Raw genomic sequence first — 23,271 nt, 5'->3', positions numbered from 1 at the left:
TAGTTTTAGGGGAGCAGCATAGTTTGTGTGCGATAACCCAGAAAGTTAAAGACCAATGAGTCGGTAGGAGAGGCGTTGATTTGAAATTTCCCCGTTGCGTCGGTTTTTGTAGCGACTGCTTTCCCTTTAATACTGATGGTGACGCCTGGCATGGAGATCATGCTTGAGCCATCTTTGACCACTCCTTGTATGGAAGTTTGTCCATAGGCAACAGATACGACCATGGATGTCAAAAATAATGCGGATAGATTCCTCATATCGTTAATTTTTGGTGTTTGTTTAAAATACGTTGGTTATTTCCCTGAAGCAAATATGTTGATGTAGTACAACTTTGCCAAAATTTAACATTTTCACATCACTACTACATGAAATTTCAGCTTGCTCAGCTTACCTTTTTTTGTATTTTATGTTTTTGATAGTCAGTTTTTTAGATTGTATTTTTAAACGAAATAACACGAGCTTTAGTGTGTTTTATACACTAAAGCTCGTGTGTGGTAATGATGTAGTGTTTGTGATGGGAATTTAACGTTCCATCAGGAATTCAGAGAGGTTTTTGTCTGTGGGAATGCCTAACTTTTTACGTAATCGATAGCGTCTAATCTCGACACCGCGTGTACTAATGTTAAGCAATGAGGCAATTTCCTTACTCGACATATTGAGCCTTAAGTAGGCGCATAGTTTAAGGTCATTGGGGACAAGATCAGGAAACTCTTGTTTCAATTTCTTGAAAAAATTCTCATGTGATTCGTTAAAGCTTCTTTCAAAAATATGCCAGTCACGATCGTCATTATGGGCATCATCAATGAGCTTGTTTATTTTTTTCAATTCATCCGAACTTAGTTTGTTGCCATCAGCATCTTTAAGCTGTTTAAGCTCGTCGTGTAAATTGTTCAACATTTCATTTTTGTAAACGATATTGAGTGCTGCATTGGCCAGTTCTTTATTTTTTAATTGAAGCTGATCTTCTAATTGCTGGTTTTTAAGTTTGATCCAGTCCTTTTCTTTTTGCTCGGTTTCGCGTTCCAAAGCAATCTTTTTCTCTTCCAACCATTTTCGCCGTATTTGAAACTGACGCTTGCGCTCCCGCTGAAGACTAAATATATATGCTAAATAGATGAGTGTTATCAGCACCAGTGTATAAAATACCTTTGCCCACCAAGAAAGGTACCATGGATACCGAATAGTAAAGGAAAACGTTTGAATTTCCGAAACCAAGCCCATATTGTCCTTCGCCCTTATTTTAATTTGAAATTTTCCATAAGGTAGATTCGTGAAATCTTGATAGGCAGTTTCACTCCATTCGGACCAATTGTCCGAGTAACCTTCGAGATAATATTGGTATTGAATCGGTGATGACGAATAATATGGACTTGAAAAGCTAATTCTAAGATTATTGTCCGATGATGATAGTTTGAACGCTGAATCTGGAATAATAACCTGTCCTGTTGTCAAGTTGATGAGTTGTGCTATTTGTGGAAGTGGCAACCTATATTTTTGTGATTTATCGGAATGACGATAGATTGCAAATCCATCATCTAAACCGATGAGATAGTATTGGTTTTCAATAGGGAGAATGTTTTCATAGTTATTCATCATTCGATCCTGTAAGGGACTGAGCAGATTGGAGTCAATATGAAGTTTGCCCTTACTATCAAAATCTACTTTAGCAATTTTTGTCTTCTGAATAAACCAGTAGCTGTTTGTATTGATCGGTATGACCTTATTTGAATTTTTATAGGTGCCTAATGCTGTGTTTAATTCATCGGCATAGCTGAATCTTTTTACAATATTGTCGAATTGGAGAAATCCGCTGTCCGTCGCAAATACAAGATTATTTTCTAATGTGTAAATCCCCGTAAATTGCCTCTTTGAAGCGATACTGTCCTGTTTGGAGGAAAATAAAATATTTGCCTGTTGGAAATTCGCATCAAATCCGAGTAGTTGTATCTGTCCCCAATCGCCAATCCAAAAGGTATGGTTATCTTTTTGCGCCAAAAATCGAACGGGTTCTTTAACGCCCGCGAATTGCTGGACGAACTGAAGGTGTATACCATCGAAGCTAAATTTCGATAGGCCCGTATAGTTTCCTTGAAGAATATTTTTTGTTCCAAAAATAGGCTTGAATATCCAGCCGCCAGTGATCTGTGAAATCTTCTCGAGTCGCCCATTAACCAATTTGAAGGTTCCATCATTATGTCCACAGATAAGTTCATCGCCAAATATGGCTAAGGTCCATACCTGACCGTTTGAATTTGGAATCTGAGAAAAATTTAACGAATTATAATTGTTTAATCCCTTCCATTCGCTTGAGAATAATCCCTTATTGGTTCCAAGATAGATTTTTCCCTGATAGATAATTGATGTATAAACCGTACCAATTTTTCCAACAAAATCAGTATAAAATGATAATGGAGAGTTGATTTCAATGCGGTCTATACCATTATCAAGCCCCACCCAGATATTCTTCTGATTGTCCTTCACAATACTGAGTACGGTATTGTTTTGGAGACCATTGTTTTTATTGATATGCTGAATGACCTGACCATTTTTATTGATGACAATAACACCGTTTTGGATGGTGCCAAAAGCGTATTGTCCGTCATAGAGGTATAAACCATTGTTGATTTGTGATTGGCTCAAGAGCTGGTTTGCCGGAACAGGCCAGGGTAGGATGGAACCATCGGCTTTCATCAGGTAAAGACCGTTTCGCGAAGTAGCAATAAGCGAGGTCGTTGCGTCGAAAGGTAAGATGGCAAGTACATTTTTATCTTTCAAGACATCTTTTCCTTTTACAGGGATTAATTTATCCTGTTTAAATTCATGCAGACCACTTGGCAGCTGTTCGAAAAATAGCGTGTTATTGAGCTGATGTGGAAATAAAAAAGGTTCACCTTTAGCCGTTAGTTGCCGTATACGATTGTTTTCCCAAATATAGGATTTGGAAAATGTATGAAAAAATACCCGTTGGTCCTCAACAATGATTTTCCAGATTTCTTCGTTTGGAAAATAGGTCTTGTCCTGCACAAGTTTAGAGATACTATGATAGGTCAAGTTTCCGAAAGGTTTGGAAGTCCAATAGCCAAATTCACCTCTTCCACCTGTGTAAATCTTTCCGTCTTTACCTATTGCAACACTTCGGACTGTTGAGTGATTTGGTAGTGGAAAGATACGCCAGTATTGTCCGTCAAATTGTAACAGCCCTTCGGTATTTGCACTATAGATGCGACCATCTTTATCGACTGCCAAAGACCAGTTCTGATTTCCGGCCTTGTATTGGTCTTTTTTGTATTGTTTTACAAAAGGTGTTCCTGTAGGTATGATTGTCTGGCAATAGCCAGAGTGCATTAAAAAAAATAAAATGCTGCAAAACCAAAAGATATAGACGTTACTATATTTTTTTGTTGTCATCGACTCCCTCACTTTAAACTGATTTTGGGGACAATATATCGATTTTATCGCAGAATTGATAATCTCCCTCGTCGTACGGAGCGCTGGTAGCTCTGGCAGATCTCCATCTTATTTTGGAGCTGAACCGACGGATTGATGGAAGAAAAATTAGAAGAAGCCAGGAGGTTTATTTTTATTTGGTTTAAAAAACCATTTAATCGTGTTGAAAATCAGGAATGAAGCTATTTATTCCACCTATTTGAACAAAAAATACTCCTTTTGCTGTGAACGATTTTTGATATTTGAGTTCATTTACTTCGTTAAATAACCAAATAAACCAAAACAACTATGATAACACCGATAACCAAAACGGTAGGGAAGGGGTTACTTTTATTTTCGTTGATGAGCATGTCTGCACCAGTGGTGCTTGCCCAATCGCAAATAAAGATATCCGGAAAAGTAAGCTCCTCAACAGGCGAGCCTCTTGCGGGGGTTACAGTACAGATAAAGGGGGTGAAAAACGGCACTGTAACCGATGGGGCCGGCAATTATCAGATTCTTGCGCGAGATATTGATGTCCTGATATTTTCGCTGGTAGGCAAAGAGAAGGCCGAAGTCCAGGTCAATAAGAAAGATCACATTAATCTCGTGCTCCAGGAGTCCAGTAGTCTGATTGACGAAGTGGTTGTTGTAGGCTATGGTACCCAGAAAAAAAGTAATTTAACCGGTGCTGTTGCTGCTGTCGATGGAAAGGTGCTTAACAAACGTATCGCTACAAATCCAACACAATTACTTCAAGGTCGCATGCCCGGACTTCGTGTTACCCAAGGATCAGGAGAAGCAGGGAATGAAAATGTGAATCTCCAGGTAAGGGGATTGGGGTCGTATGGGGCTTCGTCTGCGCCATTGGTTATCGTAGATGGTATTCCCGGGAGTTTGGAAAATTTAAATCCTCAAGCAATCGAGAATATCACCGTATTGAAAGATGCTGCCTCAGCCGCTATCTATGGGGCAAGAGCAGCAAATGGGGTTATTCTTGTGACGACAAAACAGGGTAAAGCTGGAAAAACACAACTGAGCTACGATTATAATGTCGGAATTACCAAAGCCTCAGCTCTTCCAGACCTCGTGTATAATTCCGTTGATTATATGACTCTGTATAATCAGGCAAATAAAAACTCCGGTGTCACAAATCCAAATGCTTCTTTTAGCCAGGAGATGATTGATGCCTACAAAAATGCAACAGATAAAAAATTATATCCCGATTTTAACTGGTTAGATGCTGTCTTTAGAACAGTCCCGGTACAGACGCACAATTTAAGCTTAAGTGGTGGTGCAGGGGGAACAAATTACAACGTCATACTGGGCTACGTCAATCAACCTGATATTATGATCGGGACTTCTTTTAAAAAGTATAATCTACAACTTAACCTAGGCTCTAAAATCAATGATCGGATAAGTTTCGGTTCAAGTATTACCTTGAATTATGGCGATCGGAAATACCCTAGAAACGGTAGTGAAGATCAGTTTTTGTCTACCATTAGTCAATCACCACTTTATGGACCTGTATTACCAGATGGTAGTGGTCGTTATACGTCTAGGGCATATCCTTTTCAGTCCCCAAATAAAAACCCTGTTGCAGTTGCTGAAAATGCATTTACAAGACTGAACAATTATTTTATGCAAGGCAATATTTTTTTAAATGTGAAAATATTGGATGGACTGGATTGGAAGACTAGCGGCGGGTTGACCTATGGCTTTACAAAAAACTATACAAACAAACCTGTGATTAATCAATACATGTGGTTCGCCAAACCTGATGACCTACCCGCCAGACAGCTTGATGTAGGTGGTCAAGGATTAGAAGTAACGGACGACAACAATGTGTACCCGGTGGGCTATACACAACTGACTTACGATAAGTCTTTTGGAAATCATAACATGAAAGTGCTGGCAGGAACCCAGGCAGAATATAATAAAACACAAAAATTGTTCGGAAGTAGGTTGCAGTTTCCCAACAATGATTTGCTTGAGCTTGATGGTGGCGGAGCCGGTCAACAGTCTAATAACGGTGTAACCAATGAATGGTCATTAAGGTCTTACTATGGTCGATTAAACTACGACTACAAAGGCAAGTATCTACTCGAAGGTAATGCACGTTATGATGCGTCTTCACGTTTCCCTGAAAATAGAAAATGGGCATTTTTCCCTTCAATATCCGGAGGTTGGAAAGTTTCGGATGAGACCTTTTATGGGCCGAAATTGAAAGAAGTTGTTAATGAACTAAAATTAAGAGCCTCTATTGGAACACTGGGTAATCAGAATATTGGTAACTATCCTTATCAGATTGTTTACAATTCTTCTTTTGCTTATCCTTTTGATGAAACACTCCAACAGGGGGCTCGGCAGGTAGCCATGGCTAATGACAGGATCAAATGGGAGAGTACCAAAGTCCTGGATTTCGGTGTGGACTTCGGGCTATGGAACAACAAATTGACCGCTTCTTTCGATTGGTATAACAAAGTAACATCAGATATTTTATCCGCATCTACGGCTTTCCCTTCTTACATTGGGCTGACTGCACCGACCGTAAACTATGGTGAATTGCGTAACAGAGGTATAGAACTCGGTCTTCAGTACCGTGATAAAATTGGAGAGGTATCGCTGACCCTCAATGGAAATATTCAGGCCAATCGCAATAAGGTGATGAAATATGGAGCCGAACGTATCTCGGGCAATACCATTATCCGGGAAGGTTTACCTTATGGTAGTTTTTATCTTTTGGAGAACACGGGTATATTCCGTTCGAAGGAAGAGGTGGCAGCCTCTCCGGTGCAACAGATTCCAGCGCAACCGGGTTATCTGAAATTTGCCGATGTAAATGGCGATAAAGTTGTGGACAATAATGATCGTATTGTCGTGCCGGGCGCTTATCCAGATTTCGATTATTCCTTTAATGCGACGGCTGTTTGGAAGAATTTTGATTTTACAGCCTTTTTCTTCGGTTCTCAGGGACAAAAAATATTTGTAAGTGAGTGGGGAATAGTTCCTTTCAGGCAAGGTGGTACATTCACCCGCGACTGGATGGATGCTTGGACTCCAGAAAACCCCAATGCATCGCTTCCAATAGTCGGTGCTGAAAATACCCCTGCCGCAAATAACGTACGGACTGCGTCGACTTTCTTTTTAAAAGATGGATCGTTCTTGCGTCTTAAAAATATTCAGGTAGGCTATTCTATTCCACAGAGCACCTTGTCCAAAGCTGGTATTTCTGGCCTTCGCATCTATTTTGCGGCGGATAACCTGGTCACATTCTCCAAGTTCCCCGGTTTAGATCCCGAACGTGGCGTTTCATCAAGCGGTGGTGCAACTTCAGGGCGTTATGTGACTCATCCTCAGAATAAAGTATTCGCATTTGGAGCGAGCATCACATTCTAATCTAGTGGTAACTAAAAAAAATTAAAGATGAAAAATAGCGTAAAAAAAACATATCTATACCTAAGCTTAGCTGCCTTAGCTTCACTAGGTAGTTGTACAAAAGATTTTTTAAATAAAAACCCAACGGATAAAATTTCGGAATCAACCTTCTGGAAAACGCAGACTGATGCTGATTTGGCACTATCGGGCTGTTATGAATTTCTTTGCCGAGGATACAATTCGACGTCTTCATCCAATGCACGCGGTGGTTGGGGTGGAGCAAGTATGTTTTGGGATGGGCTTTCAGACGATGCCTTTGTGTCCAGTACCTCCAATAACTTCAATATTATTTCGCGATCTGGAATCTCCTCGACAACAGGCGGAATGCAATCTGAGGGGTATGAGATTTCGTATCAGGCCATTGCTGCATGTAATAAATTGATTGCCAATATTGACCGCATTACAAGCATGAGCCAGCAGGACCGTGACCGATATAAAGCAGAGGCTCGTTTTATCCGGGCCCATTACTACTTTTTGTTGACCAATCTGTACGGTGATGTGCCATTGACTTTAGAACCCCTAGGTATGGACGATGCGAGTATTCGGTTGGGTAGAACACCTAAAACCAACGTTATCGAAGCGATTTTAGCAGATTTAGATTACGCGAGTGAAAAACTGCCAAATACAGGATATAAGGGGCATGCTGTGAGGGGAGCTGCATTAGGCTACAAAACAAAGGTGTTGTTGACTTCAAAAAAATGGGCCGAGGCAGCGGCAACAGCGAAGATTGTTATGGATGAAAACAAGTTTTCGATCTATCAGGGTGGTTACCGTGATCTGTTCCGAAAACCTGGACAAAATAACAATCCCGAAATCATGTTCTCCGCTCGATTTTTACCGCCCAATATGTATAGCCCAGCAGATATGATGTATTCTTATCTGAAGACAATACAACCGTTGGGGTATCTGGTGGATTCTTATTATGCCATCGATGGAAAAGATATTAAGGAATCGACGGTTTACGATGCTAAAAATCCTTACGAAAATAGAGATCCACGGTTGAAGTCGACAATCATGTACCGCGGTGTATGGAGAGGTACCACTGCATCTTCAGCTTTTGATCCGGTTGCCGAAGGGGTTTTGGGTGGTTTTTTACCGAGAAAATATATCAACGAATCGAAATGGCCAACCAGTTACGCGACACAAAGTGATCAGGATTGGGTATTCTTACGTTATGCAGATATTTTATTGATGTACGCAGAAGCGAAAAATGAAAGTGCCGGGCCTGATCAGACAGCTGTAGACGCGTTGAATAAGGTAAGATCCAGGGCTGATGTGAAAATGCCGCTCTTAGAGTTTAGCGGTTCCTTGACAAAAAATGAATTCCGCGATATTATCCGTCATGAACGGAGGATTGAATTGGCTTTGGAAGGGCAACGTTATTTTGACTTGAAACGCTGGGGGATGATCAAAGAGGTGATGGATAAAACCAAGGATCCCGATGGAGCTTCACGGTTATTCATGGCCAGAGATACCTTATGGCCAGTGCCTCAATCTGAGGTAGATATGGCCAAAAGTTTAGGTAATGACAATTTTAAACAAACACCAGGTTTCTAAATGAAGAACTGTGAAAAATTAAGGTATGAAAGCTATATATAAAATGTTGCTGGCACTTGTCCTCATCATGGGAATGAGTAAGGGATTATTGTATGCGCAAGTAAATCGCTTGCCCGATAGTGTACGCATGAAATGGTGGGAAGAAGCCCGGTTTGGCATGTTTATCCATTGGGGAGTATATGCGCAGTTTGGCGGCGTTTATAAGGGGCACGAACAGGCACGTGGTGGAGCAGAATGGATTATGAACCGCTCTAAAATTCCGGTTGATGAATATCAGGCGATGGCAAAGCAATTTAACCCCACGCAGTATAATGCAGACGAATGGGTACGCATGGCGAAAGATGCCGGGATGAAATATTTGATTATCACGGCCAAACACCACGATGGTTTTGCGCTCTTTGAAACAAAAGCGAGTAAGTGGAATATGGTGGATGCGACGCCTTACGGTAAAGATGTTTTGAAACCTTTGGCCGAAGCCTGCCGAAAATATGGCCTGAAACTTGGCTTTTATTACTCACAGGCGCAGGATTGGAATAACCCCGGTGGATCGGCTGCTCGTAAATTAATGCGAGAAGGCTGGCCTAATCCAGATTCAACCCGTATAGATGATTACACACTAGCACATCATGGCCATTGGGATCCCAAACAAGAAACGGCGAGTTTTAGTGACTATATCAAAAACGTATCTGTGCCTCAGGTCAAAGAATTGTTGAGTAACTATGGGGATATTGCTGTGCTATGGTGGGATACACCAACCAATATGACCGACGAAGCCGCAAATATGCTTCAGGACCAATTGGCATTACAACCCAATATTATCACAAATGATCGATTGAAACGGCCTAATTTCCCCGGCGATACCAAAACGCCGGAGCAAAAAATTCCAGATTGGAGTGAACTCGAAGGCAAACATTGGGAAACCTGTATGACCATGAATGGCACTTGGGGCTACCGCACATCAGATCATAAATGGAAGTCTGCCGAAACCTTGATCCGCAATCTCGTTGATATTGCTTCCAAAGGTGGAAATTACTTGTTGAACGTTGGTCCAAAACCCGATGGATCCTTTCCACAGGAGAGTATAGAACGTTTGGCTGTTATTGGCAAATGGATGAAAGCCAATAGTGAAGCAGTCTACGCGACCAAGAGTAGTCCTTTACAGCCATTTGAATGGGGGAGATGTACCATGAAGGAAGATGGAAAGCGGACTTATTTGTATGTCTCTGTATTTGACTGGCCAAAAAATGGCATAGTTGAACTTCCGATTGAAAATAAAGTTTTAAAAGCTAGTCTTTTAGCCAATAATCAAGTGTTAAAGGTAAAATCGAATGCCAATGGTATTCAGATTGCCGTGCCTGAGCAGGCCATTGATGCTGTTGCTACAGTGATTAAGATCGAAGTGGCTGGCAAATTTAAGCGCGAAAAAGGGGCCGGAGCAAAAAACATGAAAACTGGAGCTTTGGACGAGTAAGGCCGATAAGATGAAAAGCAGATACTAAAATAGCATAATGAAGAAAAGTAGATTGAATAAAATAATTGCGTTGTTGTTGACTTTTGGAGTTGCTCAACTCCACGCTCAGGAAGTTAAGCGGATTGATCAAGGCTGGGATTTCTTAAAGAGCGATCTGGGGGGAATCTGGGAAGCTGTAAGACCGGTGGGAGCCGGTAATCCCGAGTCTGTTCCACTTTGGGAGCAGATAAATCTGCCGCACTGTTATAATGCGCTGGACGCTGTTGATCCAGCTATAAATTATTATCAGGGGCCAAGCTGGTACAGAAAATCGCTGGAGATCGATAACCCCTATTTAAATGGTCACACCCTTCTTCATTTTGAAGGAGCCGGACAAAAGACAGCTGTTTATATCCATACAAATAAAGTTGGGGAGCACGTTGGCGGATACGACGAATGGACTGTGGACATTACAGATGCCGTTGAAAAGTTTAAAAAAACAGCCGCTTTTAAAAAACAGTTTAAGGGCAAAATACCGCTTTCAATTCGTGTGGATAATTCACGTGATCTCGAAATGATCCCTTCTGATCTGTCTGATTTTAACGTCTATGGAGGTATTTACAGACATCTAAACCTGAAATATGTTCCGCAGACAGCTTTGGAGCGTGTGTTTGTTGAGGCGTCAGTAGGGGCCGATGGTAAGCAGGGAGTGGTCAACGTCCGCGGACGGTTGATGCCATTTTCGGCTCAGACAAATTTTGAAGTCGAAACGCAGCTCTATGACCCCGCTGGAAAAATCGTGCAAACCCAGCAACCACAGGTAAATAGGGGGACGTTGAATCTTGAATTTGGACAATTCCTGGTCAAGAAGCCACAGCTTTGGAGTCCTGATCAACCGGCTTTATACCGTTTAGTTACGACAATCAAAAGCAATGGACAAGTATTTAAAGAAGAGAGTGTCTTTGGCTTTAGACATGTAGCGTTTAAAGAAAAAGGTTCTTTTCTGCTGAACGGGAAAAGGCTTTTGCTTCGTGGTACCCATCGTCATGAAGACCATGCCGGCGTTGCTGCAGCAATGACTGACGATCAGATTCTACAAGAGATGACCCTGATGAAAGAGATGGGCGTAAACTTTATACGCTTGGGACATTATCAGCAGAGTCGTAAAGTGCTTGAGGCCTGTGATAGTCTGGGCATTTTGGTTTGGGAAGAGATTCCATGGTGCAGAGGTGGATTAGGTGGTGAGGTCTATCAACTTCAGGGAAAACGGATGTTAACCCATATGATTGAACAGCATTATAATCATCCATCGGTCATTATCTGGGGGCTTGGTAATGAAAATGATTGGCCTGGTGATTTTACGGAGTTTGATCAGGCAAAGATAAGGGCTTATATGAGTGAACTCAATGATTTAGCTCATCAATTGGACCCGAGTCGGAAAACAGCAATACGACGTTGTGATTTCTGTAAAGATATTGTTGATGTTTATTCGCCCTCCATTTGGGCGGGTTGGTATAGAGGTGTTTATACCGACTATAAAACAGCGTCCGAAGAAGAAATGAAAAAGGTAAAACATTTCCTTCATGTGGAGTGGGGCGGGGATAGTCATGCAAGACGACATGCAGAAGACCCTGATCGCGCTTTAACTAAAATCAAAGGTGATGGCACAACAGATGAACGGGCAGGCGATGCGTCGCTCATTGGTGGTGCAGCACGGGTTTCTAAAGATGGCGATTGGAGTGAAAGCTACATCTGTAATCTCATCGATTGGCACTTAAAGGAACAAGAAACAATGCCTTGGCTCACGGGAACAGCCTATTGGCCATTTAAAGATTTTTCAACTCCGGTCCGGCCAGACAATCCTGTGCCTTATGTCAATCAGAAGGGTGTTGTTGAACGGGATTTTACCAAAAAAGAATCGTACTACGTATTCCAGTCGTATTGGACAGCGAAACCAATGCTGCATATTTATGGCCATACTTGGCCGATCCGTTGGGGTGAAAAAGAGGAGTCGAAAATGATAAAGGTATATTCCAATGCCAGTGAGGTTGAGCTTTTTGTCAATGGAGAAAGTCAAGGATTAAAGAAAAGGAATAGCCAAGATTTTCCAGCGGCAGGTTTGCGCTGGATGGTGAAACTGAACGAAGGAAACAATCAGATTAAAGCTGTCGCGAAAAACGGACGGGAAATTCTAGTGGATGAAATTGAACAGCAGTATCAGACAAAAAAATGGGGTAAACCTGCCAAATTACTTGTCGAACAGATTGCTGCGGAAGGCGAAGTAATCACTGTGCAAGCCCAAATTGTGGACGATACCAATACCCCCTGTCTCGATGCAAAGGACTGGATCTATTTTGGTTCAACCGGCGATGGTCAGTTGATCGTCGATCAAGGCACTTCTACGGGGTCGAAAAAAGTACAGGCCTACAATGGTCGTGCATTGATTAAACTTCGACTGCCTTCGGGAACAGCCGTGGTATCAGGCAGGATGGAAGGATCAAAGAGTACCTTGTTAACAATAGAAAAATAGTACAAGATGTTAAAAGCAACGAATCATTTGAACTTCTTTTTACTGCTTGGCCTCCTGGGGACGATTGCTCCATGCCGTGCACAAAGCAATTCGCCGCAGCTGAAGCTTTGGTATAATCAGCCGGCCTCACTGTGGGAAGAAGCACTGCCACTTGGAAATGGCACAACAGGAGCGATGGTCTTTGGAGGGCTAAGTAAAGATAGGTTTCAAATTAACGATAATACGCTGTGGTCGGGTGAACCCGATGCGGGCAATATTCCAAACGGCCCGCAGGTTTTACCCCAGGTGCGCCAAGCCATCTTTGCTGGAAAATATGAAGAGGCAGCAGTTCTTTGGAAGAAAATGCAAGGACCTTATTCTGCTCGGTATCTACCCATGGGCGATTTATGGTTGGACTTTCATCAGGACGAAAAAAAGGTCAAAGATTATAAACGGGAGCTGGATCTTGAACGAGCGATCAATCAGGTGAGTTATTCGTATCAAGGTGTTCGATACCAAAGGGAAAGTTTTGTCAGCTTTCCGGATAAAGCATTGGTGGTTCGATTGAAAGCGGACAAGAAAAAATCAATTACCTTGGATCTTTCCTTGACCAGTAAGCTCCGATATAGCGTTTCGATCCAAGGTGATAATCAACTGACCCTTCAGGGTAAGGCGCCGAGTTTTGTCGCCAATAGGGATTATGAACCTCAACAGGTGCTGTACGATAGTGTTGGCGGAAAAGGGATGACCTTTGCGATGCAGGTCAGTGTAAAAACTACCGGTGGTGTAGTGAAAAAAGAGCAGGATAAGCTTAAAATTATAGGCGCTGATGAGGTGATTTTATTTTTGACAGAAGCGACAAGCTTTAACGGTTTTGATAAGTCTCCGAGTCAGGAAGGTAAAGATGCCACGCTGCTCGCAAAAAAACGCATGAATACGGTCTCCAAAAAGAATTTTCATACCTTACTTGCAAACCATCAAAGGGATTATCAAAGGCTATTCAATCGTGTAGCCTTTGCGCTGACCGGTACTTCTGTTCATGATAAATTACCTACAGACCAGCGTGTCATGCAGTTTTCCAAAGGACCGGCCGATTTGGGACTTCTGACGCTGTATTATCATTTTGGACGCTACTTGTTGATTGCCAGTTCTAGGCAAGGAGGAAGGCCTGCAAATTTACAGGGGATCTGGAATGATCATGTGCAACCACCGTGGGGAAGTAATTATACGACCAATATCAATACAGAAATGAATTATTGGCTTGCGGAAAATACCAATCTTGCAGAATGTCATCAGCCTTTGTTTGATTTTATGGATGAGCTGGCGATCAACGGGGCTAAAACAGCATCGGTAAATTATCATATCGATAAGGGCTGGGTTGTGCATCATAATTCCGATCTATGGGCTAAAACTTCCCCTCCGGGCGGATATGATTGGGACCCCAAAGGAATGCCACGCTGGTCGGCATGGCCTATGGCAGGTGCCTGGTTGAGCACACATTTATGGGAACACTATCGTTTTACGGGTGACAAAACTTTCTTGAAGGAGAAGGCCTACCCATTGATGAAAGGGGCGGCCCAATTTATGCTGCAATGGCTGATTGCTGATCCTGGAAGTAAATATCTCGTGACCAATCCTTCCACTTCACCTGAAAATACAATTAAAATAGCAGGTAAAGAATATCAATTGACTATGGCCTCTACCATGGATATGGCGATCATTCGTGAGCTTTTTACAGCTGTTATTCGTTCATGTACGATATTGGGTATTGATCCTGAATTTAAATCGGCTCTAGAAGAAGCGAAGGAAAAGCTTTATCCCTATCAGGTGGGCCAATATGGACAATTACAAGAGTGGTTTAAAGATTGGGATGATCCAAAAGATCAGCATCGGCATATTTCCCACTTATTTGGTTTATACCCGGGCAATCAGATCAACCTTGCGGAAAACAAGGCTTTGGCTGCGGCCGCCAAGCGTTCATTGCTTTTGAGGGGCGATGTCAGTACCGGCTGGTCGATGGCCTGGAAGACAAATTGGTGGGCGAGGCTTCAGGATGGAAATCATGCCTATAAAATCCTCAAGGATGCCTTAAATTTTATCGATCCTAAATTGGATCGTGCTCAGATGAGCGGTGGTGGAGCTTATCCGAATTTATTTGATGCACACCCACCTTTTCAAATTGACGGTAATTTTGGTGCTACGGCCGGAATGACTGAAATGTTGCTGCAAAGTCACGATGGTGCTGTTCATTTATTGCCGGCTCTACCTGATGAATGGTCTGCTGGGACGATTAAAGGAATTAAGGCCAGGGGAAACTTTACCGTAGACATTGCCTGGAAAAATAACGTATTGACCGAAGCAATGATCGTATCCAATATTGGAGGTGTTTGTCGTTTGCGTACACCTTTACCCGTTAAAGTTGTCGGCATCGAATCAAATCAGGCAGCTGTCACAGACAACACGCTATTATATAAACCGGAACAACTACCGTATACGATCGCTGATCCGTCCAAATTGCCATCGTTAGCAGCTACGAAAATGTTCGAAGTTCAATTTGAGACGATAAAAGGTAAACGGTATCGTATTGTTCCGCTATAAATCAAAATCCAGGAAAAATGAAATCAAAATCAATTGTTCGCATCATGGGCTGTCTTCTTGGGATCGCAATTTCCCCCTTATTTTTGAAGGCAAAAATTAAGAAAGGTGTTTTTGAGCAGGAGATCATCCAGACACTGCGTCCTGTTATCCTAAAGCAGTCCAAATGGGCGATGAAGCAGAAGCCATTGACTGTCACAGCATATAGCGCGGTCCGGAGTGCCGGGGGTATTCATGATTTTTATTCTGAAGGCGATTATTGGTGGCCCGATCCCAAAGATCCAGCTGCACCCTATATCCAACGGGATGGGATGACTAATCCGGCCAATTTCGTTGAACATCGTAAAGCAATGATCCGCTTCAGCCGAATCGTGGGTGCACTGGCCTCAGCCTATCGTTTGAATCCGGATAAAAAATATGTACAGCAGGCACTTCGTCATTTAAAGGCTTGGTTCGTTGATGCAGAAACGATGATGAATCCGAATCTTCTTTATGCACAGGCTATACAAGGGCGTTTTACAGGGCGCGGAATAGGTATTATTGATACCATTCATCTGATGGAAGTTGCACAGGGCGTAAAGATATTTGAAAATGACCCCAATTTTCCACAGGCAGCCAAGGATGCGATACATCGTTGGTTTGCGGCTTATTTACGCTGGCTTACAACGCATCAATATGGAATCGATGAAATGAATGCCGCCAACAACCATGGTACATGTTGGGTGATGCAGGTAGCCGCATTTTCGAGTTTAGTGCAAGATACTGTATTACTCAATACATGTGCAGATCGTTATGCGCATGTGCTGCTGCCGAATCAAATGGAAGCTAATGGAAGCTTCCCGAGAGAATTGCAGCGGACAAAACCTTATGGATACGCGTTGTTTAATCTGGATGCGATGACCATGATCTGCCAGATTTTGTCCAAGACCAATACCCCCCTTTGGCAGTATACATTGTCTGATGGGCGGACCATAAAAACGGGGATTGATTTTATGGTCCCCTATATTGCAGCTAAAGAAAAATGGCCTTATCAGAAAGATGTCATGTATTGGGATCAATGGCCAATTGCACATCCGGCACTTGTCTTTTCGGCAGTGGCTTTCCAGAATAAAGACTATCTGCAGCTTTGGGAGAAGCTTGATCATGCACCCGAACAAGAAGAGGTTATTCGAAATTTACCCATTCGAAACCCAATTATATGGCTTTGATTTTCCTAGCCCCCTTATAAAATAACTTAACCATTTCACCTTAAAAACCTACAGATAACATGAATGTTAATGCGACGTCTTTGCGAAGATATACCCTCTTTTTGCGCTTTCGAAATTTAAAAAGGTCATCTATTGCCAAAGCACTCTTTTTGACTGGAATTTTGTGTGCTTTTCAACATGTTGAGGCACAGGGCACAAAGCAGCTGCAAAAAGCTTGGGGGCTCGCAGATCAACAAGCCCAGCTACTTTATAAAGAATTGCAGCTCTTGAAAAAAAGTGATTCATCCTTGGTATCGCCACGTACGCTTTCCTCAGATAACGAACTTGTTGCCGTGAAAAGGGGGGACTGGACCAGTGGTTTTTTTCCTGGCGTCCTGTGGTATCTCTACGAAAAATCGGGAAAACAAAAATGGAGAGATCTTGCTTCAGAAACGACAAGGTCGATCGAAGCGGAGCAATTTAATGGAAAGACCCATGATATGGGCTTTAAGATCTACTGTAGTGTAGGAAACGGTTATCGGTTAACCGCAAATCCACAATACCGGGAGGTGCTTGTTCAGGCCGCTAAAACGCTGGCAACCCGCTTCAATCCGACAGTCGGCTGTATACGTTCGTGGGATCACAATAGCCATCGCTGGGATTTTCCGGTCATCATCGATAATATGCTCAATCTAGAATTGCTGTTTGAAGCAACCAAACTCACTGGAGATTCTACTTATTATCATATTGCGGTGAGCCACGCCAATACAACGCTAAAAAATCATTTTAGGCCAGATTACAGCACCTATCATGTAATAGACTACAATCCGAAAACAGGAGCTGTGCAGCATAAAAACACCCATCAGGGCTTAAGTGATGAATCGACATGGTCGCGAGGTGAAGCCTGGGCACTGTATGGCTATACAATGTGTTACAGAGAAACAGGAGATGCGAAATATCTGCAGCAAGCCGAAAAAGTTGCGCAGTGGCTGTTTGCACATCCCAATATGCCGAAAGACTTGATCCCTTACTGGGATTTCGATGCGCCTCATATTCCAAATGAACCACGGGATGTGTCGGCAGCGACAGTCATAGCGTCGGGGCTGTTGGAATTAAGCACGTATAGCAACCAAGGGAAAGATTATCGTGCAAAAGCACAGACCATATTGGCTAACCTGATAGACAATTACATGTCGCCGCCAAATAAAAGTAAAGGTTTTATATTATTACACAGTACAGGATCGAAACCTTCCAATACTGAAGTGGATAAACCCTTGAGTTATGCAGATTATTACTTTTTGGAAGCACTGCATCGGCAAGAAGATCTACAGTCCGGAAAAGTTCAATCGGATCTGGTCCGGAAAAATCCAGCGGGACAACTGATCTATTTTCCAGATGCACAGGGAAACGTAATCCCCGACTTTAGCCATGTGGGCTATCATCAAGGTGATCAAAAGCTGCCCAATGTTCCTGTTGTGATTACTGTAAAACCCAGCGTAAATGGCGATGATCAACAAATTATACAACAAGCCATCGATGCTGTATCTGCAAAACCACTTGATAAAAATGGTTTTAGAGGTGCTATTTTGTTAAAAAAAGGCCTGTACAATATACCTGGAAGCCTGGAAATTCATGCCAGCGGTGTCGTGTTGAGAGGGGAGGGTGATGCAATAGGGCAAACCCTGCTTAAAGCCACAGGCCAGGACCAACGCAGCTTATTGAAGATTTCGGGTACGGGCAGCTATTCAGTGGACCAAGCTAGAAAACAGTTTGTTAAGAATGGATATGGACCTGTAGGGGCTAAATATGTCCTAATCGATCATGCGAAGGAAAGGAAAGTGGGCGAGCACGTACTGCTCTCGTATGAGATGAACGACGCCTGGATCGAAGCGCTTCGAATGAACCAAATTGAAAAAAGAGAAGGGACGAAACAATGGACAGCGCAGGAATATAAGCTAAATTTTGAACGTACTATTTTGGCCATTAAAGGTGACTCCGTATTTTTTGATAATCCCTTGGTGATGGCGATTGATCCGAGGTATGGAAAAGTGGCTGTCATTCCTTACACCTTTGACGGACGTATAAGTGAAGTTGGAATCGAAAATATACGTTTCGAATCCGATTTTGTAAGTGATGAAGACGAAAACCACGGCTGGATTGCAATTGATATGGATAAAATAGCGAATGGTTGGGTGCGCAATATCACCGCACGTTATTTTGGCTATGCAGCGGTGAGCCTTGGCGCTTTTGCCAAACAGATTACAGTAATGAAGTCGCGGTGTCTGGATGGAAAATCTCAAATTACAGGTGGCCGAAGGTATTCATTCAATAATGACGGTCAGCTTAATTTATTTAAAGAACTTTATACCACGGAAGGACGCCATGATTACGTAACAGGGGCTAGGACCCTCGGTCCAAACGTTTTTAGCCTTTCTAGCGCGGAGCGAACACATGCGGATATCGGTCCACATCATCGATGGGCTGTTGGCACCTTATACGATCAAATCGTAACGGATGGTGAAATTAATGTTCAAGACCGGGGTAACTGGGGAAGTGGACATGGCTGGGCCGGGGTGACACAAGTCTTATGGAATTGTACGGTCAAAAGTGCTGCAGTACAACAGCCCTGGGCTTCCGGACAAAATTTTGCCATAGGAGTAAAGGGAGAAAAAGTTGCTGGAAGATTGAAAAATAGAAATGCTGGTTACTGGGAAAATCAAAACAGCATAATGTCGATCAGCTCACTTTATGAGCAACAATTAAAAGATCGATTAAAGTGATTCTTGTTCGTGTTTATTCAATGGAATGATTATTTTTATCATCCATTTCAATTATATACCTTATGATGCCATTACGTGTTTTTATGCGCTGTTTTTGCTGTGCGTTAGCTTTAATTTCTGTTTTGCATGCGCAGGAAAAAAACTATCGTTTTTTACACTTGGATGTCAACGAAGGTTTGTCTCAAGGCAGCGTTTTCGCTATAGCCCAAGATCATTTGGGTTTTATGTGGATCGGTACCCGTGATGGCTTAAATAAATACGACGCCCGAAAGTTTACGATTTATCGCAGTAATCCGCAAGATAGCCTTTCCTTAGAGCACAACTTTATTCAAGCAATTACGGAAGATAACAAAAGGCGGCTTTGGATAGGGACAATGACAGGTTTGAATTTATACAATCGAGAATCAGACAATTTTATCCGTATACCATTACCTACGGTAGAGAGTAGCAGTGGGAAAATGGATGTCAACGTTCACCAGATTTTTCAGGATTCCAATGGAAAGATTTGGATTGCGACAAATATAGGCTTGTATAAGATTAAAGAGGGCCGGCATCCTGAAGCGGAATTGGTCTTCAATGAGATTACCGTTGAAAGAAGCCAGGGAAAAGAATACTATCGTAATTTTCGAACCATGTATGAGGATCGCCGCAAGCGATTATGGTTTTGTACTGATGATGCCATTGTACTCATGCAAGCCGCATCGAAAGATGGAAATAGCTTAAAGGTGCTAAGGACTTACTTCAAAGAGAAATCGGTAGATAATAAGATTAATCAACGGTTTCAGGCGGTTTTGGAGGTTAGTCCAGGTATATTTTGGGTAGGTACAAAATATAATGGTATTCGGATTATCAATGAGAATACAGACCAAATATCCTCGTTAACCGAAGAGGGAAATCATACAGGTTTGGCCAATCAAGATGTGCGGTCCTTAAAAAAAACAGATGATGGAAAGATTTGGATTGGAACATTCAATGGCCTATATGTTTATCAAAACGGAAAATTGCTTTTTATCCAGGCAGACGATGGAAATCCCAATAGCTTAAGCAATAATTCCATTCGCCCTATATTTCAAGATAAGCGGGGGTCTATTTGGATTGGAACCTATTTTGGAGGGGTTAATATTTATGACAAGGATATTCCTAATTTTCAGAATTTTACCCATCAATCTAAGCGCAATAGCCTAAGTTACAATGTGGTGAGTGCATTTGTTGAAAATGCTATGGGAGAACTTATGATTGGAACTGAGGGGGGCGGACTGAATTATTTTAATCGGCATACGAATTCGTTTTATAGTGAACGTCACGATAAAAATAACCTGAATGGATTAAGTCATAATAATGTGAAGTCTATCTGTTTGGATAGGGAAGGGAATTTATGGGTGGGTACTTATGATGGTGGGTTGAATTTAAGGCGAAAGGGGCAGCAAGGCTATGAACATTTTCGTTTCGATCCCAATGTAAGTAATGGCCTGGCAAATAATAATGTGTATGCGATCTTAGAGGATCGTAATGGCGATATTTGGATTGGTACTTTCGGCGGAGGACTACAGGTACTTCGTAAAAACCAGAAAGCAGGAACTTTCCAGACATTTGATGTTGCCAGAAAGCAGTTGAGTTCCAATATGGTGCGCACTTTACTAGAGGATTCAAAAGGTAATCTTTGGATTGGTACTTCAAATGGTTTAAATCTAAAATTAGCGGGGACCAATAAATTTGTTTCCTTTCTAAATGACAAGAAAGATTCCCTTTCAATTAGCGGAAATGATATTGTGAGTATCCATGAAGATCGGAAAGGACATATTTGGATCGGTACGTATATGGGCGGGCTGAATCTTTATCTTCCAGAGAAGAAAGCGTTCAAAAGGTTTAATGAGCGAAACGGATTACCGATCAACAATGTTTTTGCTATTCTAAGTGATCTGAAAAACAAATTGTGGTTGAGCACAAATACGGGGATTTCTTGTTTCGATCCCCTATCTGGTCATGTGCGAACCTATACGAAGATCGATGGTCTCCCTGGTAACGAATATATTCAAAATGCAGCAGCAATGTTGCGGGATGGAAAACTTGCCTTTGGAAGCTTCTCGGGCTTCACCCTATTTAATCCGGATAGTTTAAGTGTCAATAATTATATTCCCCCCATTCAGTTTACGGAGTTGAAATTATTCAATAAAACAGTTCTTCCGGGCCTCGATGGTGTTATCCCTAAAGATATATCCATGATGGATGAATTAACTCTTGATCACAATCAAAATGTTTTTAGTTTGGAATTCAGTGTATTGAATTATGTTCATCCGGAGAAAAATCAATATGCTTATTATCTAAAAGGCTTTGACCAAGACTGGAATTATGTGAGCAATCCCGTGGCTACTTATACCAATTTAGACCCCGGTACTTACGAGCTTTGGGTAAAAGGGGCCAACAACGACGGGGTATGGAACGAAAAGGCAACGGTTTTGAAGATTAAAGTGCTGCCAGCGCCATGGAGGACATGGTGGGCTTATAGCGGCTATTTTCTTCTTTTTGCTGCGGCCAGTTTTTTGGTTATCCGATTTTTCCACGGTAGAAACAAACTGAAACAAGACCTTTTGATTCGGCAAATAGATTCGGAAAAACAGGAGGAGCTTCATGAAGCAAAACTGAATTTCTTTACCAATATCTCCCATGAATTCCGTACGCCATTGTCATTAATTATTGGACCGTTAAATCAATTAAAAGACGATCGTTCGCTTTCAGCATATGCCCAGGAACACCTTGGTTATGCAACAAGAAATGCGGATCGCTTGATGAATCTGGTTAATCAGCTGCTTGATTTCAGAAAACATGAAGGCGGAAAGATGAAATTGTTTTGCCAAAAGGTTCATGTTGCTGCGTATTTGGAAAACATTCGCCAGAATTTTTACTTTATTGCCGAGAAAAATAATATTCAGTTTTTCCTGGATAATAAGGTAAGCCCTGATTATGTTGGAGGTTTTGATCCGGAGCAATTTGAAAAAGTCCTTGTCAATTTGATTTATAATGCGTTTAAATTTACGGACAAGGGGGGTAAAATAAAGATACAGGTTGAGCTAGAAGGGGAAGGCGAGTTGGAGAAATTGCTTGTTTCCGTTTGGGATTCTGGGCGTGGAATCCCAGCCAAAGATATACCTTTTGTATTTGAACAATTTTATCAGGCCAATGCAAAAGGCCTGTCGGCTACCAATGGCGGAATAGGTTTGGCACTTTGTCGTTCGATCATACATCTGCACGGCGGAAAGCTCACTGTTGAAAGTAATATGGCACAGGAGCCGGCAGACTTCAATACGGTATTTCGGATCAGCCTGCCACAGGGGAATGTCCGCATCGAAGAGCTCATGGCTTTGGACGGTACTGTAGCCACAGTATGCTCAGACCCTACAGATGCCGATATGCCACATGTGGATGCTATAAAAACAGAAATAGAGCCTTCTGCAGCGGATGAAGATAAGCCAATCATACTTGTTGCCGAGGACAATGTGGAGCTTCGTTGTTTTCTATGTGAAAACTTACGAAAAAAATATATTGTTTTAGAAGCTAATGATGGTATTGAGGCGCTGGAATTGGTACAAGCAAGACAGCCCGATATTATCATTTCAGATGTAACGATGCCCAACTGTGATGGAATCACACTTTTGCAGCAGATTAAAAACGATAGTAGTTCAAATCATATTCCTGTGATTCTTTTGACAGCTCGTACAGCTGATCCTTATATCACAGAGGCGTTTGAAATCGGTACAGATGATTACATTACCAAGCCCTTCAGCATGCCGCATCTCATTCAGAAAATTTCAAACATCATACAGACGCGGAAACGATTGGAGGAAAAATTTGTGCAGAATTATCTTCTTGGAGCACAGGGAACAGATCTGCCTGAAAGAACTCGTTTCTTGGATCAGGTATTGAAGGTTGTCGAAGAAAATCTGGGCTGTGAAGATTTTGGAGTGCAGGATCTTACAAAAGCCATCGGCGTGAGCCGCTCTGTTTTGTACCGCAAGATTAAGCAGCAAACAGGACTGAATTTGGTTGAATTTATTAATATGGTACGTCTTAAGAAAGCAGCCTATATTTTAGTGAACGATACTGGTTTGAGTATCAGTGAAGTGGCTTATCAGGTCGGGTTCAATGATCCAAAGTATTTTAGCAAAACATTTAAGAAATTCTATAAGGAGAGCCCACGTACCTATGTTGAAAAATTCGGTATCAAGGAAAGCAGCAATTAAAAAATAAGCAAAGGTCTTCCTAATTTGGTAAGCATAAGCAGCCCTAAAAGCAGACCGAAGTTTTTTTTGCAGGCAAAAAAAAAGGTTTTCA

At 42.0% G+C, this 23,271-nt stretch carries 10 protein-coding genes; 8 read left to right on the top strand and 2 right to left on the bottom strand.

The features are described 5' to 3' along the window. Nucleotides 1-5: 5 nt before the first annotated feature. Nucleotides 6-257: a carboxypeptidase-like regulatory domain-containing protein gene (locus B4N43_RS07225; RefSeq protein WP_286733790.1), complete on the bottom strand. Its 252-nt coding sequence runs from the start codon at nt 255-257 to the stop codon at nt 6-8. A 265-nt stretch (nt 258-522) separates the two neighbouring features. Next, the gene (locus tag B4N43_RS07220) at nt 523-3,408 is read right to left on the bottom strand and encodes a helix-turn-helix and ligand-binding sensor domain-containing protein (RefSeq protein ID WP_286733789.1); all 2,886 of its coding nucleotides are present in this window, start codon (nt 3,406-3,408) and stop codon (nt 523-525) included. A 327-nt stretch (nt 3,409-3,735) separates the two neighbouring features. Here B4N43_RS07220 and B4N43_RS07215 point away from each other — a divergent pair, with 327 nt between their 5' ends. From B4N43_RS07215 to B4N43_RS07180, 8 genes are all read left to right on the top strand, one after another. Then, nucleotides 3,736-6,825, top strand: coding sequence for a SusC/RagA family TonB-linked outer membrane protein (locus tag B4N43_RS07215; RefSeq protein WP_286733787.1), 3,090 nt, complete (start codon nt 3,736-3,738; stop codon nt 6,823-6,825). A gap of 27 nt (nt 6,826-6,852) precedes the next feature. Beyond that, nucleotides 6,853-8,421, top strand: a complete 1,569-nt coding sequence (locus tag B4N43_RS07210) for a RagB/SusD family nutrient uptake outer membrane protein (protein ID WP_145329469.1) — start codon at nt 6,853-6,855, stop codon at nt 8,419-8,421. Between the two features lie 25 nt (nt 8,422-8,446). Further along, complete coding sequence (locus tag B4N43_RS07205; RefSeq protein ID WP_145329466.1) at nt 8,447-9,892, top strand: alpha-L-fucosidase; 1,446 nt, start codon at nt 8,447-8,449, stop codon at nt 9,890-9,892. 37 nt (nt 9,893-9,929) lie between these two features. Then, nucleotides 9,930-12,401, top strand: coding sequence for a glycoside hydrolase family 2 TIM barrel-domain containing protein (locus B4N43_RS07200; protein WP_286733785.1), 2,472 nt, complete (start codon nt 9,930-9,932; stop codon nt 12,399-12,401). A gap of 6 nt (nt 12,402-12,407) precedes the next feature. Then, nucleotides 12,408-14,978 carry a glycoside hydrolase family 95 protein gene (locus B4N43_RS07195; protein WP_286733783.1) on the top strand — a complete coding sequence of 857 codons (2,571 nt, stop codon included), beginning with the start codon at nt 12,408-12,410 and terminating at the stop codon, nt 14,976-14,978. Nucleotides 14,979-14,995: 17 nt separating this feature from the next. After that, complete coding sequence (locus B4N43_RS07190) at nt 14,996-16,183, top strand: alginate lyase family protein (RefSeq protein ID WP_244294541.1); 1,188 nt, start codon at nt 14,996-14,998, stop codon at nt 16,181-16,183. A gap of 59 nt (nt 16,184-16,242) precedes the next feature. Beyond that, nucleotides 16,243-18,942 carry a glycoside hydrolase family 88 protein gene (locus tag B4N43_RS25425; protein ID WP_312459753.1) on the top strand — a complete coding sequence of 900 codons (2,700 nt, stop codon included), beginning with the start codon at nt 16,243-16,245 and terminating at the stop codon, nt 18,940-18,942. A gap of 62 nt (nt 18,943-19,004) precedes the next feature. After that, nucleotides 19,005-23,180, top strand: coding sequence for a hybrid sensor histidine kinase/response regulator transcription factor (locus tag B4N43_RS07180; protein WP_286733780.1), 4,176 nt, complete (start codon nt 19,005-19,007; stop codon nt 23,178-23,180). Nucleotides 23,181-23,271: the final 91 nt, after the last annotated feature.

This window comes from Sphingobacterium sp. UBA1897, assembly GCF_002337775.1.
Taxonomy (GTDB): Bacteria; Bacteroidota; Bacteroidia; order Sphingobacteriales; family Sphingobacteriaceae; genus Sphingobacterium; species Sphingobacterium siyangense.
The sequence above is the reverse complement of the archived record's forward strand: the minus strand, read 5'-3'. Positions and strand labels throughout refer to the sequence as shown.

What these genes read in the sequence shown, in the direction of transcription:
- B4N43_RS07225 (WP_286733790.1), bottom strand. Translation starts at nt 257, where the DNA reads ATGAGGAATCTATCCGCATTATTTTTGACATCCATGGTCGTATCTGTT.
- B4N43_RS07220 (WP_286733789.1), bottom strand. Translation starts at nt 3,408, where the DNA reads ATGACAACAAAAAAATATAGTAACGTCTATATCTTTTGGTTTTGCAGC.
- B4N43_RS07215 (WP_286733787.1), top strand. Translation starts at nt 3,736, where the DNA reads ATGATAACACCGATAACCAAAACGGTAGGGAAGGGGTTACTTTTATTT.
- B4N43_RS07210 (WP_145329469.1), top strand. Translation starts at nt 6,853, where the DNA reads ATGAAAAATAGCGTAAAAAAAACATATCTATACCTAAGCTTAGCTGCC.
- B4N43_RS07205 (WP_145329466.1), top strand. Translation starts at nt 8,447, where the DNA reads ATGAAAGCTATATATAAAATGTTGCTGGCACTTGTCCTCATCATGGGA.
- B4N43_RS07200 (WP_286733785.1), top strand. Translation starts at nt 9,930, where the DNA reads ATGAAGAAAAGTAGATTGAATAAAATAATTGCGTTGTTGTTGACTTTT.
- B4N43_RS07195 (WP_286733783.1), top strand. Translation starts at nt 12,408, where the DNA reads ATGTTAAAAGCAACGAATCATTTGAACTTCTTTTTACTGCTTGGCCTC.
- B4N43_RS07190 (WP_244294541.1), top strand. Translation starts at nt 14,996, where the DNA reads ATGAAATCAAAATCAATTGTTCGCATCATGGGCTGTCTTCTTGGGATC.
- B4N43_RS25425 (WP_312459753.1), top strand. Translation starts at nt 16,243, where the DNA reads ATGAATGTTAATGCGACGTCTTTGCGAAGATATACCCTCTTTTTGCGC.
- B4N43_RS07180 (WP_286733780.1), top strand. Translation starts at nt 19,005, where the DNA reads ATGATGCCATTACGTGTTTTTATGCGCTGTTTTTGCTGTGCGTTAGCT.